The 20,072-nt window shown below is 45.6% G+C and carries 30 protein-coding genes; 5 read left to right on the top strand and 25 right to left on the bottom strand.

The window, feature by feature from the left end; genetic code table 11:
- Positions 1-25 precede the first annotated feature (25 nt).
- From KI655_RS23575 to KI655_RS23510, 14 genes are all read right to left on the bottom strand, one after another.
- Positions 26-169 (bottom strand): hypothetical protein, encoded by a 144-nt coding sequence (locus KI655_RS23575; RefSeq protein ID WP_167332346.1) that lies wholly within the window; start codon positions 167-169, stop codon positions 26-28.
- A 41-nt stretch (positions 170-210) separates the two neighbouring features.
- On the bottom strand, positions 211-474 hold the full coding sequence (locus KI655_RS23570; RefSeq protein WP_285409121.1) for a putative phage tail assembly chaperone: 264 nt from the start codon (positions 472-474) through the stop codon (positions 211-213).
- Positions 471-749 carry a hypothetical protein gene (locus KI655_RS23565; protein ID WP_016791732.1) on the bottom strand — a complete coding sequence of 93 codons (279 nt, stop codon included), beginning with the start codon at positions 747-749 and terminating at the stop codon, positions 471-473. The genes KI655_RS23570 and KI655_RS23565 overlap by 4 nt, the downstream gene beginning before the upstream one ends.
- Positions 750-1,271: a hypothetical protein gene (locus KI655_RS23560; protein WP_285409119.1), complete on the bottom strand. Its 522-nt coding sequence runs from the start codon at positions 1,269-1,271 to the stop codon at positions 750-752.
- Between the two features lie 5 nt (positions 1,272-1,276).
- Complete coding sequence (locus KI655_RS23555) at positions 1,277-1,699, bottom strand: DUF5675 family protein (RefSeq protein ID WP_016791734.1); 423 nt, start codon at positions 1,697-1,699, stop codon at positions 1,277-1,279.
- Positions 1,696-1,914, bottom strand: a complete 219-nt coding sequence (locus KI655_RS23550; protein WP_285409118.1) for a TraR/DksA C4-type zinc finger protein — start codon at positions 1,912-1,914, stop codon at positions 1,696-1,698. The genes KI655_RS23555 and KI655_RS23550 overlap by 4 nt, the downstream gene beginning before the upstream one ends.
- Before the next feature lie 12 nt (positions 1,915-1,926).
- Entirely contained in the window at positions 1,927-2,382 is a 456-nt protein-coding gene (locus KI655_RS23545; RefSeq protein ID WP_102363524.1) for a phage protein, read from the bottom strand.
- 3 nt (positions 2,383-2,385) lie between these two features.
- Positions 2,386-3,507: a DUF2586 domain-containing protein gene (locus tag KI655_RS23540; protein ID WP_285409116.1), complete on the bottom strand. Its 1,122-nt coding sequence runs from the start codon at positions 3,505-3,507 to the stop codon at positions 2,386-2,388.
- Positions 3,508-3,522: 15 nt separating this feature from the next.
- Positions 3,523-4,179, bottom strand: coding sequence for a virion morphogenesis protein (locus KI655_RS23535; protein WP_285409115.1), 657 nt, complete (start codon positions 4,177-4,179; stop codon positions 3,523-3,525).
- A complete protein-coding gene (locus KI655_RS23530; protein ID WP_285409114.1) occupies positions 4,163-4,657 on the bottom strand; it encodes a phage tail protein in 495 nt (164 codons plus the stop codon). The genes KI655_RS23535 and KI655_RS23530 overlap by 17 nt, the downstream gene beginning before the upstream one ends.
- The gene (locus KI655_RS23525) at positions 4,654-5,073 is read right to left on the bottom strand and encodes a head completion/stabilization protein (RefSeq protein ID WP_285409112.1); all 420 of its coding nucleotides are present in this window, start codon (positions 5,071-5,073) and stop codon (positions 4,654-4,656) included. The genes KI655_RS23530 and KI655_RS23525 overlap by 4 nt, the downstream gene beginning before the upstream one ends.
- Before the next feature lie 123 nt (positions 5,074-5,196).
- A complete protein-coding gene (gpM, locus tag KI655_RS23520) occupies positions 5,197-5,913 on the bottom strand; it encodes a phage terminase small subunit (protein ID WP_285409111.1) in 717 nt (238 codons plus the stop codon).
- A gap of 12 nt (positions 5,914-5,925) precedes the next feature.
- A complete protein-coding gene (locus tag KI655_RS23515) occupies positions 5,926-6,939 on the bottom strand; it encodes a phage major capsid protein, P2 family (RefSeq protein WP_285409109.1) in 1,014 nt (337 codons plus the stop codon).
- A gap of 13 nt (positions 6,940-6,952) precedes the next feature.
- Entirely contained in the window at positions 6,953-7,843 is an 891-nt protein-coding gene (locus tag KI655_RS23510; protein ID WP_285409108.1) for a GPO family capsid scaffolding protein, read from the bottom strand.
- Between the two features lie 175 nt (positions 7,844-8,018).
- Here KI655_RS23510 and KI655_RS23505 point away from each other — a divergent pair, with 175 nt between their 5' ends.
- The 3 genes from KI655_RS23505 to KI655_RS23495 all read left to right on the top strand — a co-directional run bounded on the left by KI655_RS23505 (position 8,019) and on the right by KI655_RS23495 (position 11,140).
- On the top strand, positions 8,019-9,797 hold the full coding sequence (locus tag KI655_RS23505; RefSeq protein WP_285409106.1) for a terminase large subunit domain-containing protein: 1,779 nt from the start codon (positions 8,019-8,021) through the stop codon (positions 9,795-9,797).
- On the top strand, positions 9,794-10,822 hold the full coding sequence (locus KI655_RS23500) for a phage portal protein (RefSeq protein WP_032551931.1): 1,029 nt from the start codon (positions 9,794-9,796) through the stop codon (positions 10,820-10,822). The genes KI655_RS23505 and KI655_RS23500 overlap by 4 nt, the downstream gene beginning before the upstream one ends.
- Positions 10,823-10,888: 66 nt before the next feature.
- Positions 10,889-11,140: an ogr/Delta-like zinc finger family protein gene (locus KI655_RS23495; RefSeq protein ID WP_285409104.1), complete on the top strand. Its 252-nt coding sequence runs from the start codon at positions 10,889-10,891 to the stop codon at positions 11,138-11,140.
- On the opposite strand, the gene KI655_RS23490 is transcribed toward KI655_RS23495, so the two are convergent.
- The 11 genes from KI655_RS23490 to KI655_RS23440 all read right to left on the bottom strand — a co-directional run bounded on the left by KI655_RS23490 (position 11,135) and on the right by KI655_RS23440 (position 18,022).
- On the bottom strand, positions 11,135-11,353 hold the full coding sequence (locus tag KI655_RS23490) for a hypothetical protein (RefSeq protein WP_285409103.1): 219 nt from the start codon (positions 11,351-11,353) through the stop codon (positions 11,135-11,137). The genes KI655_RS23495 and KI655_RS23490 overlap by 6 nt on opposite strands.
- Before the next feature lie 153 nt (positions 11,354-11,506).
- A complete protein-coding gene (locus KI655_RS23485; RefSeq protein WP_285409102.1) occupies positions 11,507-11,677 on the bottom strand; it encodes a hypothetical protein in 171 nt (56 codons plus the stop codon).
- Between the two features lie 540 nt (positions 11,678-12,217).
- Positions 12,218-14,920 (bottom strand): replication endonuclease, encoded by a 2,703-nt coding sequence (locus KI655_RS23480; RefSeq protein WP_285409101.1) that lies wholly within the window; start codon positions 14,918-14,920, stop codon positions 12,218-12,220.
- Positions 14,920-15,138: a hypothetical protein gene (locus tag KI655_RS23475; protein WP_285409099.1), complete on the bottom strand. Its 219-nt coding sequence runs from the start codon at positions 15,136-15,138 to the stop codon at positions 14,920-14,922. The genes KI655_RS23480 and KI655_RS23475 overlap by 1 nt, the downstream gene beginning before the upstream one ends.
- Entirely contained in the window at positions 15,135-15,677 is a 543-nt protein-coding gene (locus KI655_RS23470; RefSeq protein ID WP_285409098.1) for a DNA methyltransferase, read from the bottom strand. Before KI655_RS23470 ends, KI655_RS23475 begins: the two co-directional genes overlap by 4 nt.
- Positions 15,678-15,687: 10 nt before the next feature.
- The gene (locus KI655_RS23465) at positions 15,688-16,095 is read right to left on the bottom strand and encodes a hypothetical protein (protein WP_285409097.1); all 408 of its coding nucleotides are present in this window, start codon (positions 16,093-16,095) and stop codon (positions 15,688-15,690) included.
- The gene (locus KI655_RS23460; RefSeq protein WP_285409096.1) at positions 16,092-16,691 is read right to left on the bottom strand and encodes a hypothetical protein; all 600 of its coding nucleotides are present in this window, start codon (positions 16,689-16,691) and stop codon (positions 16,092-16,094) included. Before KI655_RS23460 ends, KI655_RS23465 begins: the two co-directional genes overlap by 4 nt.
- A 68-nt stretch (positions 16,692-16,759) precedes the next feature.
- Positions 16,760-17,095, bottom strand: coding sequence for a hypothetical protein (locus tag KI655_RS23455; RefSeq protein ID WP_032552219.1), 336 nt, complete (start codon positions 17,093-17,095; stop codon positions 16,760-16,762).
- A 34-nt stretch (positions 17,096-17,129) separates the two neighbouring features.
- Entirely contained in the window at positions 17,130-17,669 is a 540-nt protein-coding gene (locus KI655_RS23450) for a phage regulatory CII family protein (protein ID WP_032551919.1), read from the bottom strand.
- 9 nt (positions 17,670-17,678) lie between these two features.
- Positions 17,679-17,825, bottom strand: coding sequence for a hypothetical protein (locus tag KI655_RS23445; protein WP_198593826.1), 147 nt, complete (start codon positions 17,823-17,825; stop codon positions 17,679-17,681).
- Entirely contained in the window at positions 17,822-18,022 is a 201-nt protein-coding gene (locus KI655_RS23440; protein ID WP_032552218.1) for a hypothetical protein, read from the bottom strand. Before KI655_RS23440 ends, KI655_RS23445 begins: the two co-directional genes overlap by 4 nt.
- A 193-nt stretch (positions 18,023-18,215) precedes the next feature.
- Here KI655_RS23440 and KI655_RS23435 point away from each other — a divergent pair, with 193 nt between their 5' ends.
- Both KI655_RS23435 and KI655_RS23430 read left to right on the top strand, forming a co-directional pair.
- Entirely contained in the window at positions 18,216-18,824 is a 609-nt protein-coding gene (locus tag KI655_RS23435) for a phage repressor protein CI (protein ID WP_285409094.1), read from the top strand.
- Between the two features lie 37 nt (positions 18,825-18,861).
- Positions 18,862-19,920 (top strand): tyrosine-type recombinase/integrase, encoded by a 1,059-nt coding sequence (locus KI655_RS23430; RefSeq protein ID WP_285409092.1) that lies wholly within the window; start codon positions 18,862-18,864, stop codon positions 19,918-19,920.
- The last annotated feature ends 152 nt before the right edge of the window (positions 19,921-20,072 follow it).

Below are 20,072 nucleotides of genomic sequence, written 5' to 3'. Positions count from 1 at the left end.
TACTTTGCGAACTGAAGCTTAGTGGTTAACCGCCAAAGGCTTTGGCTACACCGCTAGCGGTAACGGCTTGCATGTTTTCCCAATGGTTCTTCTCTAACCAAATCGCATAAGCTAGGTTCTGATCAGTGTCCGGCTCATTGGGTAGCCACTTTCGCCGCCACGCATACATTTTTTGCCTGTCGCTACTATCAATGGCAGCGACAAGCCCATCTATTTTTTTACCGAGATGGAAAGCTTAGGCGCGTACTCTTTAAGAACGGCACCGTAAATCTGCGTTGCTGCACCTGGGTTCTGCTTAGTAATTTCACGCAGTGCATCTTTTGAACCTTCACTAACGCTGCTCATCAAGAAGTTATGTGCTGCGCTGCTCGCATCACCTTGCAAGATGGTGTTTTGTGCTTCGTCGTATTCAGCTGGCGTTGGGTTGAATTCAAGGTCTGTCGTGCCAACGATTAAAACAATTGATTTTGTCATGCTACTTCTCGCTCTTTATCTAACTTGTTTTCCAAACGGTCGAACCGTCCATTAATTGAATCTTTCAAATCGTCTACGGCTTCCCGTAGCTCATGCTTGGTGGCATATTTTTCTGCAACATCCGCTCGTTGGTTGGCAATTGCCAGCTCGTTTTTGTGAGTCCGCTGTTCGAGATCTCGGGTTGTTGCTGCGGATTTCTCAGCGCGGGTGTACACAAAACCGATCAGCGTTAACAGGAAGCCTCCCAATCCCAGCAACACGCGCCAATCTTCCATCTAGCCCCCTTGCAAATTCAGTTTTTTACTTTTGTCCGCACTGCCTTTGCTGCTACCCAACCAAAAAGCCACCCCTGTACCAAACGCACCTAGCACGGTACCGGAAATCATGATCAGCACTTGGGCATACTCTTTCGATGGTTCACCGAAGAACAAAGCGGCAAACATTCCAGCAACCATGGCACAAAGCAACAAAGCTAAAAGGCTTGGCATCCAGTGATCTTTATGCTGCTCACGTGCATGCTGCGTATCTGCTAAATTGGCTCGTTTGGCTTCCAAAGCTAAGCGGCCTTCTTCAATGGAGACACGTTTAAGCTCTTGCTCGTGCTCTTTCTCCAATTGACGCAGTTTGAACAATGCTTCAGTGTCATTGACTAATGCCTGTTCAATAGCTTCGGGCGTATTTTCAACATCAAGGGCATTAGCAACTAATCCACCTACCGCGCCCCCTGCTGGGCCACCAATTAAGGTGCCAACCAATGGTGCAGCCGAACCAATAAGTGATTTCACTTTTTCCCACATATCAATCAGTCCTTTAGAATTGTTAGGCTTGCTGGCTCTCCGCCAAGCTCTGCCATCAAGTTGTTAAATGCAGCGGTTGAGTTCATTACTGCCCATTCACCACCCACAAAACCAAAATCCACACCAGGCGCCAAACAACCTTGAAGCTGCTTAGGCGAATTCGCTTTGTGAATCAAAATATGAGTTCGTAGGCTTGGCCCTTGTCGAGTCACACCAAGGTCTTTGCTTTCCAATGCATAGCACTCACCAAACTTTGGCGATTTATGAGGAAAAAGCGTGTAGCTACCTTCTGGAATACAGGACTTAGATGGCGCGTTGTTCTGCCAAGGTCGCTCAACAACACAACAAACCTGACTACCATCGGCACGGTGTAACGTTGAATAGGTACCGTGGGGAAAGTAACGGCGCTTTAAAACCAAATGCTTCATCGCTTAAATCTCTCTATGTTGCTTTGGCACTGGGTGCAGTATTGGCACCCTGGTACTTTTTGGCGGCGTTCTTCGTGTATTGGGTCGCCACATTCGCCGCATTCCTGTGCGCTTTCCCGTTGTTCAATTCGCTTAGCCCTTGCCAGTTGGTTGGCAAGCGCCACTTCTGTGAATTGGGTTTCAAGGCCACTGGCATGGTCGATAACATCAGACATCACGCCCCCTTATTACTGCACCAAGTCTTCGGTTTCGTCCGAGCGCAGATATGATGTGCCGTTGATCTTCACAAAGTCTGGGCTTGTCACTTCAAACGGCAGTTTGTGAACCAATGCGCTGCCACCATTAGAATCAACATCGAGCAAATCAGAGATTTTGATTCGACAACCAAAGGCTTCTACTTTCAGCTCATCTTTATCAATCTTGCCGAAGAAAAGGGCATCGAAGTCAGGCAACCCACGCCATGAACCCGCTTGGCTTGCAGCTTTGCTCAACTGGTTAAACTGTTGAGTAGTGAGCTCCATTTCACCGCTTGCTTCTACGTCGCCATCTACCCAGCCATCTGGCACACCAGAGGTTTTATTCACGGCTGAATTGTCGGTAATAGACAGGGTGACTTTTTGCGCTTTTAGCTTGTAGTCGCCCATTGAAAAGTGCATGTTCTTGCCAGAAATACGCATGCTCATTGGTTACGCCTCCGAATCTGCAGGGTTAGAGAGATCAAGCCCAATGTTGACCACAATGTGTTTCGGGCAGTTGTGAGGACGAACCATTAAGCCAATGTTTACTTTGGTTTTGCTCATCCACTGAATTGACACATCTTCATCGCGTGGTGGCATGATTTCACCAGGGAACGGAATGCCGCCAATCTCAGTGGTCTTCGACATATCGCGCATGTCTTTACTGAAGTAAGTGCGGTTGAGCTCGATACTTGGTGGTGTTGAATTAAGAATGCGGTCAGCAATACGACGAATCGCTTTAATTCGAACGCGGCGATTTAGCTTATGAACGGGGCGAACATATTCAAGGTATTGATAGTCTCCGCCTTTCGCTTCCAGCGTGGTGGCGTCTGTCCAGTAAACGCCTTCCATATCGGCGTACCACTGGGGCAGTGAATAAAGCGCATCTGCTAGCGCTGAAATAGTGCTCATTTCAAGTGGTTTACCTGCGCTATCCACTGGCATTTCACCAAGACCTAATAGGCTTCCCGTTGCGACTCGCATTGGGCTATCGGCTACGGTGACAGCGCGATCACATAAGCGACCACCAAGCACACCGACATTATTGCCGTTAAGCATTGGCACTGGCGTTACCATGTTTGCTGCCACATCTTTCACTAGGGCTAGCATGGCGGTTTCATAGTCCGACCACGTTTGGGCATCTGCATCAATACCAGCACACGCAGCAAGGAAGAACACCCAACGACCAAGTTTGCTCGTTAACTCTGTTGCTTTGTCTTGCATCGTTGTGAACTCGGCTTTGTCGGCCACAACGTCAACAATACAAATACCTTCGAAAGAGTCGGTAAGGTTGGCAGTATCTACAGCGTCTTTCCAAGAGTCACCGTCAGCCAAACCGAAGATGGCACCCGTCCAGTTTTGTTTGCCATTGAGTTGTGCGGCTTTGACGTTTGCGCCTAGCGCATCATCAGCCACCACTTCATCAAGGTTGGTCATGTTGTTTACACGGGTAACTTTGCCTTGCAGTTCAGCTTTATCCGTTCGCCCGATGTAGAGCAGGTGGCGTTCAATCTCTGGAATCCCACCTTGCCCTAAATTGAGGTTGTTTACCTCTACCTTTCCGGTTGCCATTGGTTATTTCCTCGCTTATGTTCGCGTCTTGGCCTGCTCAAAGATCTTTATGAGTTGGCGGGTTACTTCGCGTTCGTTACTGCCTAATATCTGGCGTTCTGCTAATGGGATATCCCAAGCGGTGACATTGGGCTGATTGCTCAGCTCCCGGATAATTTGCCCTGCTTGCCCATGGGTAACGGTTTCCATCAATAGACGAAGACTTGGCTTTTTCCGTCCTTTGCCGCTTTTTCTCGGTACCGTGTAACCCAGTTCCCTTAGCATTCGCGCTTGCCCTTTAGAGCAAGCCGCGGAATAGTCTGGTGTTCCCCATCGCTTTTGCATTTGGCGCTTGGTCATTTTTTGCTTTTGACCAACGTGATGCCTAGCTGCAATTCTTGCGGTGAGCTTGTTGCTCCAAGTTAGGTCGAGCATGTTGGCGTTTCTTACATAAGGGGTTAACCCTTTCGCCATACGGCGCATCACTTTGCCGCGCTTCTTCCCTTTTTTAGGCTCTAATGCTTGCCCGTGAATATCTTTCTGTTGCTGAATGCGTTTGCGTGTATTGGTCTTTTCCCAACGGCCAAGGGTTTTCAGTATCCAAACTCGCTTCTTTGGTGGCAGTGCTAACATGGCAAGCTTTTCTTGCATGTTGAGCACATCCCTTTTATTCGCACTAATCGTTGGTTTCATTCACCAACTCCGCTTCTTCTGCGGTGTAAATCTCTACGGCTTGAACTCGGTATTTAATTCCGCGCCAGGTAATCATTCCGGCTTCTGAATCTGGTACCAACTCGATAGGCTCCATCAACTCAAGCTCTATGCTCACATCAGCCAGCTCACTGCTAATCACATCAACCGAAAGTGTTGGGTCTTCGAGCTCTTGTTCGTTTCGGTCTTCTTCATGGTCGCTTAACCAACAGGCAACCAGAGCTAACAAACAACGTGGGTCTAATAACTGGTGAGGAAACTCCTCTACCGACACCACCGCGTTGTATTTCCAATAACAGGCGATATAGCCATCGTTTCCACGGTCTTCACCGCTTGGCACTATCGAGCCGTTTTCTTGCCAAGCATCAATTTTGTTATCAAGCACATTGCTGTTCAGGTGGCTAACGATGTAATCCGTTAAGTGCTCCAGCTTAGTTTTGTTGTAAGCTGTTTCGCTCATATCGAAGCAATCCCATTGGCACTACGGCCAAGTAACAAACGCACATCTTGATTGCTTTGGGTGACAAAGCGTGCCTCTTGTTCTGATTCATCTGTCGCTACGCTTTCACCTTCTTTGCGGCGGTCTTGCGTGGCGAACTCTGGCAATAAGTCAGCGTGGGCCAAACCATAAACCGCGCGTTTATATACCGCCGTTTTAGCGGCACTCAGCACAGGCGGATTGCCATCAACTAGCAGGCTTTCAAGTCGCTGCTGAGTATTCAAAGCTGCAATGGTCACGGCTGCAGCCATAGAATCGTTGTCAAACGTATGGGGAATACGGCGCAGCTTGCGGAATTCATCGGTTGATAAATCCGGCCAACCTTCACCAGGTATGGCGGTATTGGCTGCACTGTTAACTTTTCCACCAAAGCTCATCACGATTCCCTTGTTTTTCAACGTAAGTAAATAAGTGCGCCTCTTGCCACTGGGTCGACGGTATCGAGTTTGCCTATTGGCTTCTCTTACCTCACCAGCCGAGGCGCGGTGGCGTAGGAGTCTTTACAGATTCTTGCCGTCTTTAATGGCACGAATTCGTTGTTCAATTTTCTTGATTTGGGTACCTACACCCACTTTGCTGTGCTTATCGTGGGCGTGTTGAAGCAGATCCAAAGCCTTTTCCAACGTTTCCAAGTTGCCAATTGCTGTCGCTTGCGGTTGGCCTTCTTCATTTCGAATCAGGTATAAGCCTGCAAACTTGAACCACTTGGCGTGAACCTTTTCGTGTAAACGCCAATCTTTTTCGATCTTCTCAAACACATTGGAGAAGTAAGGTTCAATCGAGTTACCACGTTCAGACTCGCTTTCGGCCCAAGCCAGTACTTCATCAGCACAAAATGTCGGCCAGTCACGGCGGAAGTTCTCTGGCGTTGGCAAGTCACGTTCGATTGCCGTCATACACCACTCAATCGCGGTATCCAGCTCTTTAATATCGAATAGCCAGATCACCAAGTTGGTAAAGATTGGGTTTTCGAACTGCTCACCGCTTTCTAAGTAGCTTTGAACATACGGCTTGTATTTCGGGACCAAGACATTGCGCTTATGCTCGACACGATCAGCAATCGCATTGAAAGAGCGCAAATGCTTTCGGTCTTCTTCGAAGTCAATCAGCTTGATGTGCAAACTATCAGTGTCAGCCGCAGGGCTAACATTAAAAGCTTTCTGCTCTCTCGCTGCTTTCTTCGCTAGGTTGTCTCTCATGCCAGGAGATAAGCGCATAGTCATTTACCCTTATCCTGCAGGTGTCGCACCGAAGTGCACTTTCGCTTCATTGAAGCTTGCGTAACCTTCATGATCACCCACCGCATAACCTTCATTACGTAGGTATGAGTTTTCATGCTGCTTGCGGTCTTCTACATGTTCAGACTTGCGGTGACGCGTGTTTTTCTGCGTGTATACATGCAAGTTTTTCAGCGTGGTGACTGTCATTCGCATACCAGGGAAGAACGGAGGCGACATTGCACGACGACCAGCAATAGAGTTAGGCAATTGTTGTGCTGCCTTCTTCTCTGTTGGCGTAGTTGCTGCGTCATATAAACGCGCCTGTTCGAATGAAAGAAGATCAGCACCAACCAACACAATTAAATTCGGGTCGCTTCGTAAAGCTGGATGAATCTTGGTGTTAATTAGGTCAGACGCCATTGCATCTAAGTTGGTGTAATCACCACCGCCATCAGGATCTAGATAAATGTCTACATCAATGATTTGGTCTGGTGATTTTTCTTTCACTAGCTGCTGCCAGCCTTTGTTAACGTCTTCACCATTTGGGTTATTCGCTGGATCAGTTGTTTCAGCTACCGAAGTACCGTTGAAGCCAACACGAATAATGTCTTGCGCGAAATTCAGCGTTGCGTTTTCGTTTAGGCGCTTCATGAATTCGCCAGGCTTACCGGAGTTCGCCCAAACGCTTAACAAATCCCACGTAACAACCGCACAAGAGTCGGTTTCGACTAAGGTGTAGGTATTGCCATCAACACTACTTGATGTGGTATGACGACCGCCTTTTTTACGGCCTGTATGGAGCTTGTTGGTACCAACATCAACAACTTGGCCTGAAATTTGGTCTACATCTTCAACCGTGATCAGCTTGAGGAAATCAACAGATTCCATCAGCTTGTTTTTTAGCGCCGTTTCAACTGGGCCCGAAATAGCGAATTGCTTACTCACATCAGGGCGAGAAAATACTTCACACTGTTTTGCACAGTATTCTTCCAGTAATGCACGAGCGGTTTGAGTTAATTGCATTTACTATTGCTCCTTACAAAAAGTGGCTTGTGTCTTCCGCCGCACCTTCGCCTTGAGGCTCTTGACCAGGTACTTCTTTCGAAAGGGCGTTGAACTGGGTTTCAAGGCCGGAAACTTTTTCCATCAGTGGCACAAGAGCCGAATTTACTGCAGCAGAGAACTGCTCGACTGTTGCACCTTCCGGTTTTTGTTCCGGTTCTGGTGTTTCTGGGATTTGCTGACCAAACTCTTGTTTGAGTTCATTTTTCAGCTCAGTTTTTAAATCTTCTTTAAGCACACCAAATTGCTCTTTTAGTGCTGCTTTTAATTGTTCTTCGGTCACTTCCGTTTCCTCTGGTTCTGGCTGTTCAGTTGGTGTTTCTGGCAGTTCCCCACCAGACTGGAAATAGCTTGCGATGGTCGCAAATGCTTGCGCTAACGGATTGACAGAGTAAAACTCGCTAAGGTCTATTTGCTCCAATGAATCGGTTTCAATCTCTTGAGTTTCACCCGCTTGGCGAGAGAACTTTAGGCGAGTTGTGCCCGTTGAGGCTGGGGAGTCAGTCACAGCTAGGCCAATCAGGTAAGCTCGCCCCGTTCCTTGGAAATCTGGGTGCATCTCGATAGAGGTATAGAGCTTCTGACCTTTTTTGTTAGCGGAGAGTAAGAGCTCATTGGGCGTAATTTTGGCAAGTAATCGCAACTTACCTGCACGTTTTTCGGCTTTAACTTCCGGCACTTCACCCCAGTTATTACCTTCGAATACGTTCCAATGAGAGCGAGAGTGTTCAGGCCAAATTAATGCGGCATAAAGTTCAGGCGAATACGACTCACCCATCTCTTTAATTTGTGCTGCGCTAATCTGACGACCGTCTACGGTAGCGCCTTCAGTTGCAACAATATTCCAATCACTGGTTTTGCTCATGTTTGTCGTTTGCCTGGTTAATTACGTCAAATGAATCTCGGTCACGGCAAACAATACGCCTTTGACTGACTGCTTTCAGCCACTTCAATTCCTAGAAATTCGGATTTTGGCTAAATCCGAATTCATCCGAATTCTGCTTAGTCATTTGAGAGTTTTCGGGGCGTATGATGCAGCTATGGCATATTCAGACGAAATAAAAGAGGCCGCGAAAAAGCTTTATTTACGCGGGGTACCTCCAAAGGAAATAGCGGCGCAACTTAACCTAAATAGTGACCGCATCATTTATACCTGGGCGGAGAAATTCGGCTGGGCTTTGTTGTTGAACGAACTATCTGTAGAGGAAATGATTAACCGCCGTTTGGCCGTGTTAATTGATAAGGACGAGAAAACCGATCAGCAGCTTAAAGAGATGGATAAGCTCATAGACCATCACGTTAAGTTGCTAAAAGCGAATGCCGATGCAAAAGCCAAAGCAGAACGCATGCTCTCGCAAGGCAGCTCGAAGGCTAATGGTTATGAACCAGCCAACCAAGGCCGTGGCGGTAACAGCAATCGCAAAAAGAGCCGTAAGAAAAACAGCATTGAGCACCTGGCCGAAGAAGACTTTAAACGCTGGCATGAATCGCTGTTCGAATATCAGCATGTCATGCGTAACAACATTAAGCAGCGTATTCGCAACATTCTTAAATCACGCCAAATCGGTGCGACTTACTATTTCAGTGGTGAAGCGTTAGAAGATGCAATTCTAACGGGCGATAACCAAATATTCCTTTCTGCTTCTCGAGCTCAAGCGGAAGTTTTCCGCAGCTATATCATTGCCATTGGTAAAGAGTTTTTAGACATCGAGTTAACCGGCAACCCGATCATTCTTTCTAACGGCGCAGAACTACGCTTCCTATCAACCAATAGCAAAACAGCCCAGAGCTACCACGGCCATGTTTATGTTGATGAATATTTTTGGATACCTAAGTTTGATGAGCTAAACAAACTCGCTTCAGCAATGGCGACACATAAGAAGTGGCGTAAAACCTACTTTTCTACACCGTCTTCAAAAATGCACCAGGCTTACCCATTTTGGACGGGCGACCAATGGCGAAAAGGCAAAGAGTCTCGCGCCAAGATTGAATTTCCAACCTTTGAAGAATATCGCGATGGTGGCCGACTCTGCGACGATAAGCAGTGGCGTTATGTTGTCACCATTGAAGATGCCGCTAATGGTGGTTGTGACCTATTCGACATTGACGAACTGCGAGAAGAATACAGCCAAGACGACTTCAACAACCTGTTTATGTGTGTGTTTGTCGATGGTTCGCTTTCTGTCTTCAAGTTCTCTGACCTTGAAAAAGGCATGGTAGACGCGGCGCACTGGCAAGACTTCAAACCAAACAATAAACAACCCTTTGCCCATCGAGAGGTTTGGTTAGGTTATGACCCATCCCGAACCCGAGACAATGCCTGCTTGGTGGTTGTGGCACCGCCTGCCGTAGCCGGTGAAAAATTCCGTGTATTGGAAAAGCATTATTGGAAAGGGCTCAACTTCCAGTATCACGTTTCAGAAATCGAAAAAGTATTTCAGCGTTATAAAGTCACTTACATTGGCGTCGATACCACGGGCATTGGTGGCGGTGTTTGGGATTTAATTTCTAAGAAATACCCGCGTGAGGCTCACGCAATCCACTACAGCAACGAACAAAAAAACCGCCTAGTGATGAAGATGATCGACGTTGTAGAAGCCAACCGACTTCAATTTGATGCCGAACATAAAGATATTGCTATGGCATTTATGGCGATTAAGCGAGTACCAACGGCCAGCGGTAACGCCATGACATTCAAGGCAGAGCGCAGCCAGACCACAGGCCATGCCGATGCATTCTGGGCTATCTCTCACGCCGTCGCCAATGAGCCGCTAGACCACTCAACACCAACTAAATCAACTTGGGCAACCGCAGCATGACCGAGCAAACAGAAACTTTAGTCAAACAAGAAGAACAAGCACCCGAGTCGGTCTACCACATCGACTCAGCACCCGAAGCTATCGACTCTAATAGTTGGATGACTTCCTACTCAGATTTGTTTTACAACGATTCCGATAACTATTGGGAACCGCCAATTTCGCGCACTGGATTAGCCGATATTGCCCGAGCTAACGCATATCATGGCTCTTTGTTGATTGCCCGAGCCAACTATGTGGTTGGTCGATTCCAACAAGGGGGCTCAACTCGCCGCAGGCATATTCAAGCTTTTTGCCGCGACTACTTCACCTTTGGTGATGGCGCTTTCTTAAAAATCCGTGATGGCTTTAAACGTGTAGTACGTTTGCACCCGTTACCTGGCATGTATTTACGTAGGCGCAAAAACGGCAACATTGTTATTTTAGAGCGAGACAACCAACAACGAGAATACCGCAAAGAAGATGTGATCTTCTTACCTCAGTACGACCCGCAGCAACAAGTTTATGGGTTACCCGATTACTTAGGCAGCATTCAGAGCAGCTTACTAAATAAAGATGCCACTCTATTTCGTCGCCGTTACTACAAGAACGGGGCTCACATGGGCTTTATCTTCTACGCTTCTGACCCGAACCTAAGTGAAGAAGACGAAAAGAAGATGAAGGAAACCATTGCCAGCTCCAAGGGCGTAGGTAATTTCCGCAGTATGTTTGTGAACATTCCAAACGGCAAAGAGAAAGGTATTCAGTTAATCCCCGTGGGCGACATTGCCACTAAGGACGAATTTGAGCGAATTAAGAATATTACCGCCCAAGATATTCTAGTGGGCCATCGCTTCCCGGTAGGTAAAGCAGGGATCATCCCTCAAGGTACCACCAGTTTAGGCGACCCGATTAAGATTGGCAGTGAATACGCTAAAGATGAAATCATTCCAGTATGTGAACTGATTATGGATGAAGTGAATAGCGACCCAGAGATCCCTAAACGACTCCATTTAAAGTTTGATACCGATACGGGAACAACTGCATAAAGCTGTACAAAAACACAGTTCATGGCTTAATATTGAACTGTCAGTCAGTTCAGCTAGGTCATTGTTATGAGAGTGTTTTGCCCTGAATGCGGTGAAAAAAGCCGCATCCAGAAATCAAACAGAATAAGTGCTAAGTACGCAGATTTATATTGCTCTTGCAGTGACCCTGAATGTGGTCACTCGTTTGTGATGAATTTGTCTTTTAGCCATTCACTTAGCCCTAGTGCTAAAACCACCTCGCAGCTCGCCTTCAATATGGTAAAAGCGCTAGCACCAGAACATAGAGCGGAGCTAAAACAACAACTCTCCATGCTATAACCTGAATATTGAACTATCCACTTCTGCAGCCATCCCAATGATTGAACGGATGGCTTTTTGTTTTTCATCGTCTACCAAATGACCGTATTTAGTTAGTAACCCTTCCAACAAGATCACACCAGCTTCCTGTCTACCTTCCCCCACCGAACTGACAGCCACACCATCAATAATTACGTCGAGTGCAGATTGAAATAACTGTTTTTCTTTAGACATATCAATATCCTTACAATTTACACACGAAATATACTGTATATATAAACAGTATTCCAGCGCAGATTTTCGGCTGTGAGATCTACTGTAAGTTTTTGGTTAACCACAACAAGTGGTTAACCCAGTAAGACCACCGCAGCCAGCAAACAAATCTGTCTAGTATGCTGTAAGAAATGACTCTAATTCTCGTTGATAGATAGCATCGCGTATCAATCTAAAATGATTTGTTATTGCTAATTGCTCCTCTAATGATTGAGCTTTGGCTAGCTTTTCCAATTCAAGATCTACGATGTATTGATAAGTTGTTTTATGGTCTGGGCTTGGCATTGCATTCTCCTACTTCTTACATTTCATTGTCAGCATATCTTGAGCACCAAAATTTCCTAAATCGAGGTCATCACTTTTGATATCCAATAACCTATAACAGGTTTGAAATCCCGCAAGGGCTAACATACTCATTTAAATCAGATAGTTGATTGCGTTTAAGGTATTGCGATATCAGAAAATTATGATATGCCGCAGTTATGCTTAATAAAAAATCAAGAAGGGAGAGCGAGGAAGGATGATGTATTCATAGTGCCAATTTTGATTTAGCTGTCAACAGTTTAATAAGAGCATGAACACACCAAAAAACGAGCCATTCCGAACGATTAAAATTAGTTACCATATGCAAGCACCAAATTTAGAAAAAAAACATTAAAAAGCAGTTAATTAAACAAATTTCAAACGCTTTTTTTAATTGCCTACTGTCGCGTTTAGAATTTACTTATTTTGTGAACTTCATCATTCACACTTGCTGCTAAAAAACTAGAAGCAGCGGTATGTTGAGAAGACTGAATGCAGAAGTAGATTGTCTATATACGCCCCTTACACCAACGGCCAGTCGCTTTCCAACTCAGGGAAGAACGAAAGGTCTGGTTGTTGGTATTCATCTTTTACTTGTTCAGGTTGGGTGAATAGTTGGTCCCAACCCTCAAAATCCATCCATTTCAGATCATCTGCAGGTGCACGGCTGACTTCGACAAGCTGTGCTGGGCGTTTATTGCCGTGTTCGTCTACCTCCGCAGGGCGGATTTGAAGACTTGTCTCGTTATCTACTTTTAGTGAGCTGCCTTTTAGCAATGCAGTTAAGGCAAACTCATCAATATTTGGTGGGCTATTCGCCAACATTTCATTTGGAGCTAATAACCTAGTTAGCTGGTCGCAGACCTGTACTTTCTCGGGCTCCGTACAGTTATTGACAGAACTCCGAGAGGAGCCAGAGGCTCCAGAAAGAGCAAGAGCCCCCGCTTCAGCTTCTTCGTCAACCTTGGATTTCTTCTTAATCGTCCAGACCTTGAGGCGTGTTTTAACCACTTCATCTGGTGTTTTGAACCCTTCCAACTTGCGAACGGTTTCGCCGTGTGGAGAGGCAAAAGGAAGCTCTTGATATACGTTCACGATCAGCAAATCGTCACGCTTAACGAACGGGCCACCTTGCCCCATGATGTAACCTTGCCAGTTACCATGATCAGCAGCTGCTAATGTTCCTGCGACACTTGATTGCTTTGAATCACCTCTTGCTTGATAGCTATCACCGATCACTTGCATTAACTCTTTATTTGTTATCAACTTGCTAGGTTTGATAGGCCCAACTAAATCACGCTGTAGCATCGAGTAGATAGTGAGTAGGTCGACACGCTCTTGCATGAAGAGGTATTCCATAAACGCTTTTTTGTTCTGATTGGCAAAGCGGCGTAGCTCTCGGTAAGTGGTAACCGGTGCGCCACCAAAGAATTGGAACTGGCGAATGTTCCAGCGGCTTTTCCAAGCACTAACATTTTTCGCCATGTCTTTTACTAACTTGCCAGTTTCGTCGGACACTTCATCATCCATTGCGAAACCGTCGATATTCTTAGAAATGTATTTGGCAATGTAGCCAGTTGCCGTGCCTTGCTCTGGGTCGATAAAACCCACATCGCAACGCGCTGAATAATCCACGTTTAAAGTGGTTAGTGTTTTTTCAGCAATAGGAAGGCGCTGCGCTGAATCTGGGATCACAACTTCTGGGCAGTTGCGTTTCATCTTCACTGGGAAGTTATCCGCATACACTTTTGAGTAAACCTTGAAGGGGTTCACTGATTTATTCACACGCACAAAGCTATCAACAGACGGCCATTGCTTTTGCGGTAGCAGCTCATGCATATCCGCTTTAACAGCATAACGAATGAAAATATCGGTAACGCGTAACACTTCCTCTGGTTTAACCCATAGGAGCAAATGCCAGTGTGGTGTTCCATCATGGTGTGGCTCGGCTACGCGAACACCAAACCAACGAATTTCTTCACGGCCAAGCTTGGCGCGAATACGTTGCCATACGTTATTAAGGTACGCTTGTGCATCGCGTGGGCTTGCTCCGTTCCAGTGACCAATAAAGCCACCTTTCTTGTAGCTATTATGGAATTGAGCAGGCGTGGTCAAAGTTAAGAACAAACCTTGCAGACCAAGTGAAGTGGCAATGTCTTCGCAACCACGACAACGCACCATTAACTCATGACGGCGAATGGCAGGGTTAGACACGCTTTTCAAAACCATATCGGCAAGATCAGCTTCTTCACCTGTTTCTTCATCAAACAGGCTCATGTTTTGAATCGCTTCCCAGTTACGCTTTTGCTGTTCTTTGTGTTCACGAACGCAATCCCAAGACGCATAAGGAGAAGCCTTTGAAGATACTTGGCCCATTGAAATGGCTAGGTGCTCACGCATGATTTTTCGAGCCTTAGATAAACGGCCAAACCACCACTTTTCACAGCGCATTTTTGAAATGAACTGAAAGATGTTATCTGGCTTTAGCTTCTTACCCGCACCTGGTGCTTTTATGCCAAAGTCTTCAATCAGATCTGCACACTGCCTGTAAACCATCAGAGCAGCCATGCTTTCGCCTTCTTCTGTATCACACTCGATAGTTGAAGTAAGCGTTGCTTGGTAGCTAATGATTATTGAAGAAAGCTTAAACGCCATTTCTTTTAGCTCATCTTGTTCTAACTCGGCCAAGATACGGCTTTTTACTGGCTTGCGATTTTTCTCGGCTTTGTCGAAGTCGAAACGGATTTGTTCAGCTTTTGAATTGGCTTGGTGTGAAAAGTTGCTTTGCTCAGTGTCGTCATGTTGTTCACTTAGCAAAGCCACCTTTTGAGTGGTTGGGAGTTTTTTATATTTGGCAAGAACCATGCGAACGCGATCACTCGCTGGGCTCATTCTCTCGCGTAGGAAGATGTTAGCCGCAGCTCGACCGCCACCTTTTCCTTTCTTCTTAAAAATATTGATGTAACGGGTCGCAAAGTACTTAACCAAGTACTCTGGTAATTCAGCAAAGTATTGTTTGCGCCATGCATGGTCATCTGGGTTGATGTCGTAAAGGTTACGCTCAATAACGCTCATTCCTTCCGGTTCACGATCAAACACTGGGCGTTCTGCTAAAACTTCTACCGCTTTAGGTTTTTGCGGATAAACGTGCAAATGCCCCCATTGCTGACAAGCGATGGAGGCTGCACGTTTTTGTTTAATCGTGAATTCAGGTTTAGGAGGCATTAGGAACAAGCTAATTGGATTGATTGAACTTCGAACTTGGTGCCTTTACTTGTCAGTTTGGTCGTTACCGCTTCCAACTTGTCGTCTGCACCTTCAGGCAAGAAAAGCTTTGCACCAGCCAATGACCATGCTGTTTTAACTCGGCCACCTTTGCCAAAGCCGCAAAAGAAACGATCACCAAGCACAATTGCTTTAGCATTTGTTTTATTGTTTTTCATGCTGCCACCTCATGCCCTGCAGACACGATATGGCTCAAACCTTGAGGCATATCGAAACGGTTGCCGTTATCCCAAATGAACCAGGCGTATTCACACGAATCTGAACCACCACCCACAAAACGTGGGCGAGGCACAATGATTGGGCACTTAGGCGGAAAGCCGATTTCAAACCAGAAAGGAAGGCGCTTTTTAGAACCTAAGTAATTCACACGCTGCAGGTATGCCATTGTGCCGTCTGGTGCTAACTCACTTAGGCTTTTGCGAATGAATTCCTCCGTTAGTGAAAACGGAGGGTTAGTGATGATCACATCTTGCGTACCGAAATCAGTTGTCAGGTAATCAATACCTCTTTCAATTTCAGCAAATGACTTTTGGCTATCTGACAACTCAATCTTGTCAAAGATCGCACCTGTACCGTAGCAAGGCTCTAAAAACTTATCAGTTGAGCGAAGCGTCAACTTAGCAAGAAGTGCATCGACAACTTCTGGCGGCGTTGGGTACAGCTCACGAGGTTGCACTTTTCCGTTGGTAGAACTCATGATTTGCCCCTTACTTACTAATCACTGACAAGCAGTACTGTTCGAATTGAAAAAGTGCTTCATCGTCCCAGCGGCCAAGATCACGCAAGGCCAGCATCTCAATAAACAGGCTGCGGTTTTTCATATCTAGCTGTGACCAATGGTGTAGCTGTGGCTTGGCATTTTCGTTTTGATAAGAGCGGTACCAGCTCACATAGGTGTGAGCGAAGAACACGCTTGCACGATCACCCTGCATTGCTTCTTTGATGTCGGCTAAAACGTCTTCTAGTGGGCGGTGGGTTTGAACAGGAGTCAGCTTTTTAGCAATAGCATCAAGCTGTATCACGATTTCTTCTTGCTGCGCTATGCTGCTTTTTTCAAAGCGTGCAGCAATCTGTTCAAATGACTGGTTAAATAGTTGTTCGTAGATATTGCTCATGCTGTCACCTCTGCTTTTGCTTCGGCTTCTTCACGGGCTTCAATGATCTGCTCAGTGACTTCGCTTTCGATTCTTAAAAGGCGTTGAATTGGGCAATCACCTGTTGGACAACCCTCATAGAACCCATCAACAAGGCTAACTTCTTCACGATAAGTAACTGGTGAAAGTGAGTATTCATCTCCATCTGGTGATACTGCAGACAGTGGGCGAACACGGACAATAAATAGATTGCTGCAGCCACGGAATTGGGTGTTGATGTTTAATATGTCCGTATTAGCCATTGCTAGCACATTGATAGCGTGAACGATGTCAAAGGCTTCTCTTTGCTTAAAGTTCTCTGCTAGTTCTTCGGCAATCACTTCAAACGAACCTGAATTCATAGCTTTTGCTAACTCAGTAAATTGCTTCTCTTCATATGGGTTAAGAGTCACTACATATTGCCTTGGCAACAGACTAGACAACGCAAATGAAAGACGGCGGTTTTGTTCCACCATCAGTTCATTAAATGTCTGAGATTTTTCTAAATTTTGCGTTGATTGTTCTAAAACGTTTTCGGCTTGAGCCAATACTTTTTTGGCTTGTTCTAGTTCACTCATCTTCTATGCTCCTACGCTAAGACGAAAAAAAAGCCCCCTGTTACAGGGGCAAATGGCTGGCTAGGCTGTTAATTAACTTTGCTGATATCGGAATGTTTTAGGCGGCGAACATCACCCACTTTGCGGTCGAACTTCATCACCATTTCTTTGAGTAGTTGCATGCCAGAACGGACTTTTTGCAACTCAAGGTCATCGAATGAATCAAACTCGCGGCTGTAATCTTTTGGTGGCATACCACCTGCAATCAGAATTAAGCCACGGCTACGATCACTCATTTCGTTATACATATCGCGTAGCTTTCTACGCTTTGCACTTTTATCGAAAAGCGACTTACACGCGGCAATACTATCTGCTGCGCTCGGTACTTGGGGCTGCGTTTCTTGTTGTCTGGCTAACTGACTCATGGTGTTCATATCCTCTTAATCGAGCTCAAGCTGTTTAGGCTAAGCCTGGAATAGGTGCACCATTAGCCAGAAAATCTGTGCCAAATTGCATTAGTGGCTGCAGGCCTGTGGTGCGGTGTTCAAGGTCATTGATAAGCAAAACCAGATTGCCCAAAGCGGCTTGCGCCTTGGCTAAGGTTTTGCGTTTAGTAGATCGCGGTAAACGCTCTGCGGTGCACATGGCTAACGCATCGCTAGAAAGCTCACCAGAGTGGGCGTTTAGCTGAAGAACCCTTTCAAGCAAGTTGAGTTCGTCTTCATCTTTTGGAAGTGGAATGGTTACAACACCATCATTGGCAAATAACGTGTTTACGATTGAGTAGTCACCAGAAACGCGGCTGATTAACGCCAACTCAACCGGCTTAAGTACATGCGGTTGGTTCGGATTCAGCTTGTTGCGAAGCATCGTGCCACTTAGCTCTAACTTACGGGCTATCGCTTCAACATCGTGATTGACGACAAAATCACAACAAGCCGCATCAAAAGTTTGTTGTTTGCGTTCGCGTAATACACACATTGAGTTATTTGCGTCCATAACCAATACTCATTTAAAGAAGAAAGGAACGAAAACGAATGACCAGCCGATGATATTCAGCCAAAGCGGACATTTGTTTGGGTAGTTTTCTTCCCAAGACTCACTCATTGCATTTTGCTGAGTGAGTTTGGTTTTAGATGGGATAGCAGAGCTCATACTTGTTGCTCCGCTGCACGTTGGTAAAGCTTGACCAAGTTGATAAGAACGCTGCCGCTTCTGCCTTTCTTCTCTAGAACTGGGATTTCACCTGCAGTGATAGCGCGGTCTAAGGAAGATGAAGACCAGCCAGTGCGACGGATAAACTCTTTTTTAGTACAAAAAGGTGCGTCTACCGCTATTTGAATAGTTGCCATAAGTGGTATCCTACTTGTTTGTGTGTATTTGATGGCGATTGAGTGAGATTGATTAGCCATCATCGGTGTTTGAGTAATTATTTGATCAGATTTACTCATTAGGCAAGATTTATTTAGGCTTTTGCGTAAATCATCTTCTAAATTTGATCTGGATTACTGTTTTAAGCCATTTTGGCTATAAGGAATTGACCCAATGAGCAGAGTCCCTGCAAAAGTTCCGCCATTTGACTACCTAAAAGGCAGAGAGTTTACTGAAAAGCTAAAAAAAGTTACGGGATGTAAGACTTATGAGTTAATGAGTGACTACTTTGGCGTGCCAAACTCAACATTCTCAACTTGGCATACTCATAACCGAACTGGTTGGGAGCTAATTATTAGGACACACCTAGCAACTGGTGCATCTGTTCGATATATGGCTCTTGGTGAAGGCGAACCATTTGATGACGGGGCATCGAGTACGCTTACATCTCAAGAAATGCAAATATTCAATCTGGTTGATGGGACGTTAGTTGAAGCAGGAATAACTGCATTAGATCTAGTCACGCTTGACCGATTTGGTCTAAAACCGTCTTTCACTCAAGTAATTGAGGACGACTCAGGTATCTATTACATAAACAAAGAGTCAACAGATCCCGTAGCAGGTGACTACCTCATAGACATTGATGGCCGTCTATCAATTAATTACTTACAGAGACTACCTGGTAAAAAGCTAGCAATTGCTTTTGGAGCTTCAACAATTGAGGTTTCTGAAGATGACATAAAAGTACTAGGCCGTGTCGCTATGGAAATGAAGAAGAAGTAACAATTAAGACAATAGAGAAGATCTAATTTAATTAGCTATGTCTGTACGTAAAACGGAAGACGGCAATAAGAAACCTTGGACATGTGATGTTCGTCCGAATGGCCGCAATGGTAAACGTGTAAGAAAACGCTTTGCGACTAAAGGCGAAGCACTTGCTTATGAGAAGTTTGTTTTAAAAGAAACTGACGATAAACCATGGTTAGGTGAGAAAAGCCAAACTCGTAGCCTGTTGGATATGATCGACTTATGGCAAGAACGCCACGGCCAATCACTTGCCCATTCCAAATACACTTACAATAAGTTGAAGGTTATGGGCTTGGCGTTAGGCGACCCGCTTTATCATAAGCTCACGGCAACGATGTTTACTGAATACCGCACTCGCCGCCTTGCAGGTGAAGTGGCTGATTTGAATGGCCGAAAGGTTGAAGTGTCTTTTTGTACTTGCAACAACGAACAAGATCTGCTGAATGCTGTGATTGTAGAGCTGCAGCGTATGGGAGAATGGAAAGGCGAAAACCCTTTAAAAGCTGTCCGTCAATTCAAACTGCATGAACCTGAAATGGAATTTCTCACCATTGAGGAAATGCAGAACCTGATCACAAAGGCAGAGGCACACGAATTCCATGATGACATGCATAAGATTATTAAACTTTGTTTGGCTACAGGTGGTCGCTTTCGCGAAGCATCCCGACTAACGGGCGCTCAAATCACAAAATACAAAGTCACGTTCACTCAAACGAAGGGTAAAAAGAATCGCTCGGTGCCGATCAGCCCCGAACTTTACGAAGAGATTTACAAGGACGGTTCTGGCCCATTGTTTAGCATTGGCTATTCGACCGTTTACCGATTCATTGTGAGAAATGTCCCGCGACTAAAGCAGCAAGCGGCCCATGTTCTGCGTCACACTTTTGCGTCTTACTACATGATGAACGGTGGCAACATTATCGCCCTGCAACGAATCCTTGGTCATAGCGATATTAAGCAGACCATGCGATACGCACACCTCGCCCGAGATCACCTAGAAGATGTGGTCACAAAGAACCCGTTAGTGAATATCAAACAAGCGGTTTCTGTGGACACTAAAAAGGCAGTATGACCACCCTGTGTGGACACTTTAATGTCCACATTGTGTCCACAAATTTTCAGAATATAGATAAATATTGATGATTATTGATTAACAAGCCTTTGATAAAGCCCCGTCACGCCTTGTTTGGCCTAGTCTCTATTGGGATGGTTGATGATGTGATC

This window comes from Vibrio sp. D404a (genome assembly GCF_030248535.1).
Taxonomy (GTDB): Bacteria; Pseudomonadota; Gammaproteobacteria; order Enterobacterales; family Vibrionaceae; genus Vibrio.
Note: the sequence above shows the minus strand (reverse complement) of the source record. Positions and strands in the feature narration are given on the sequence as shown.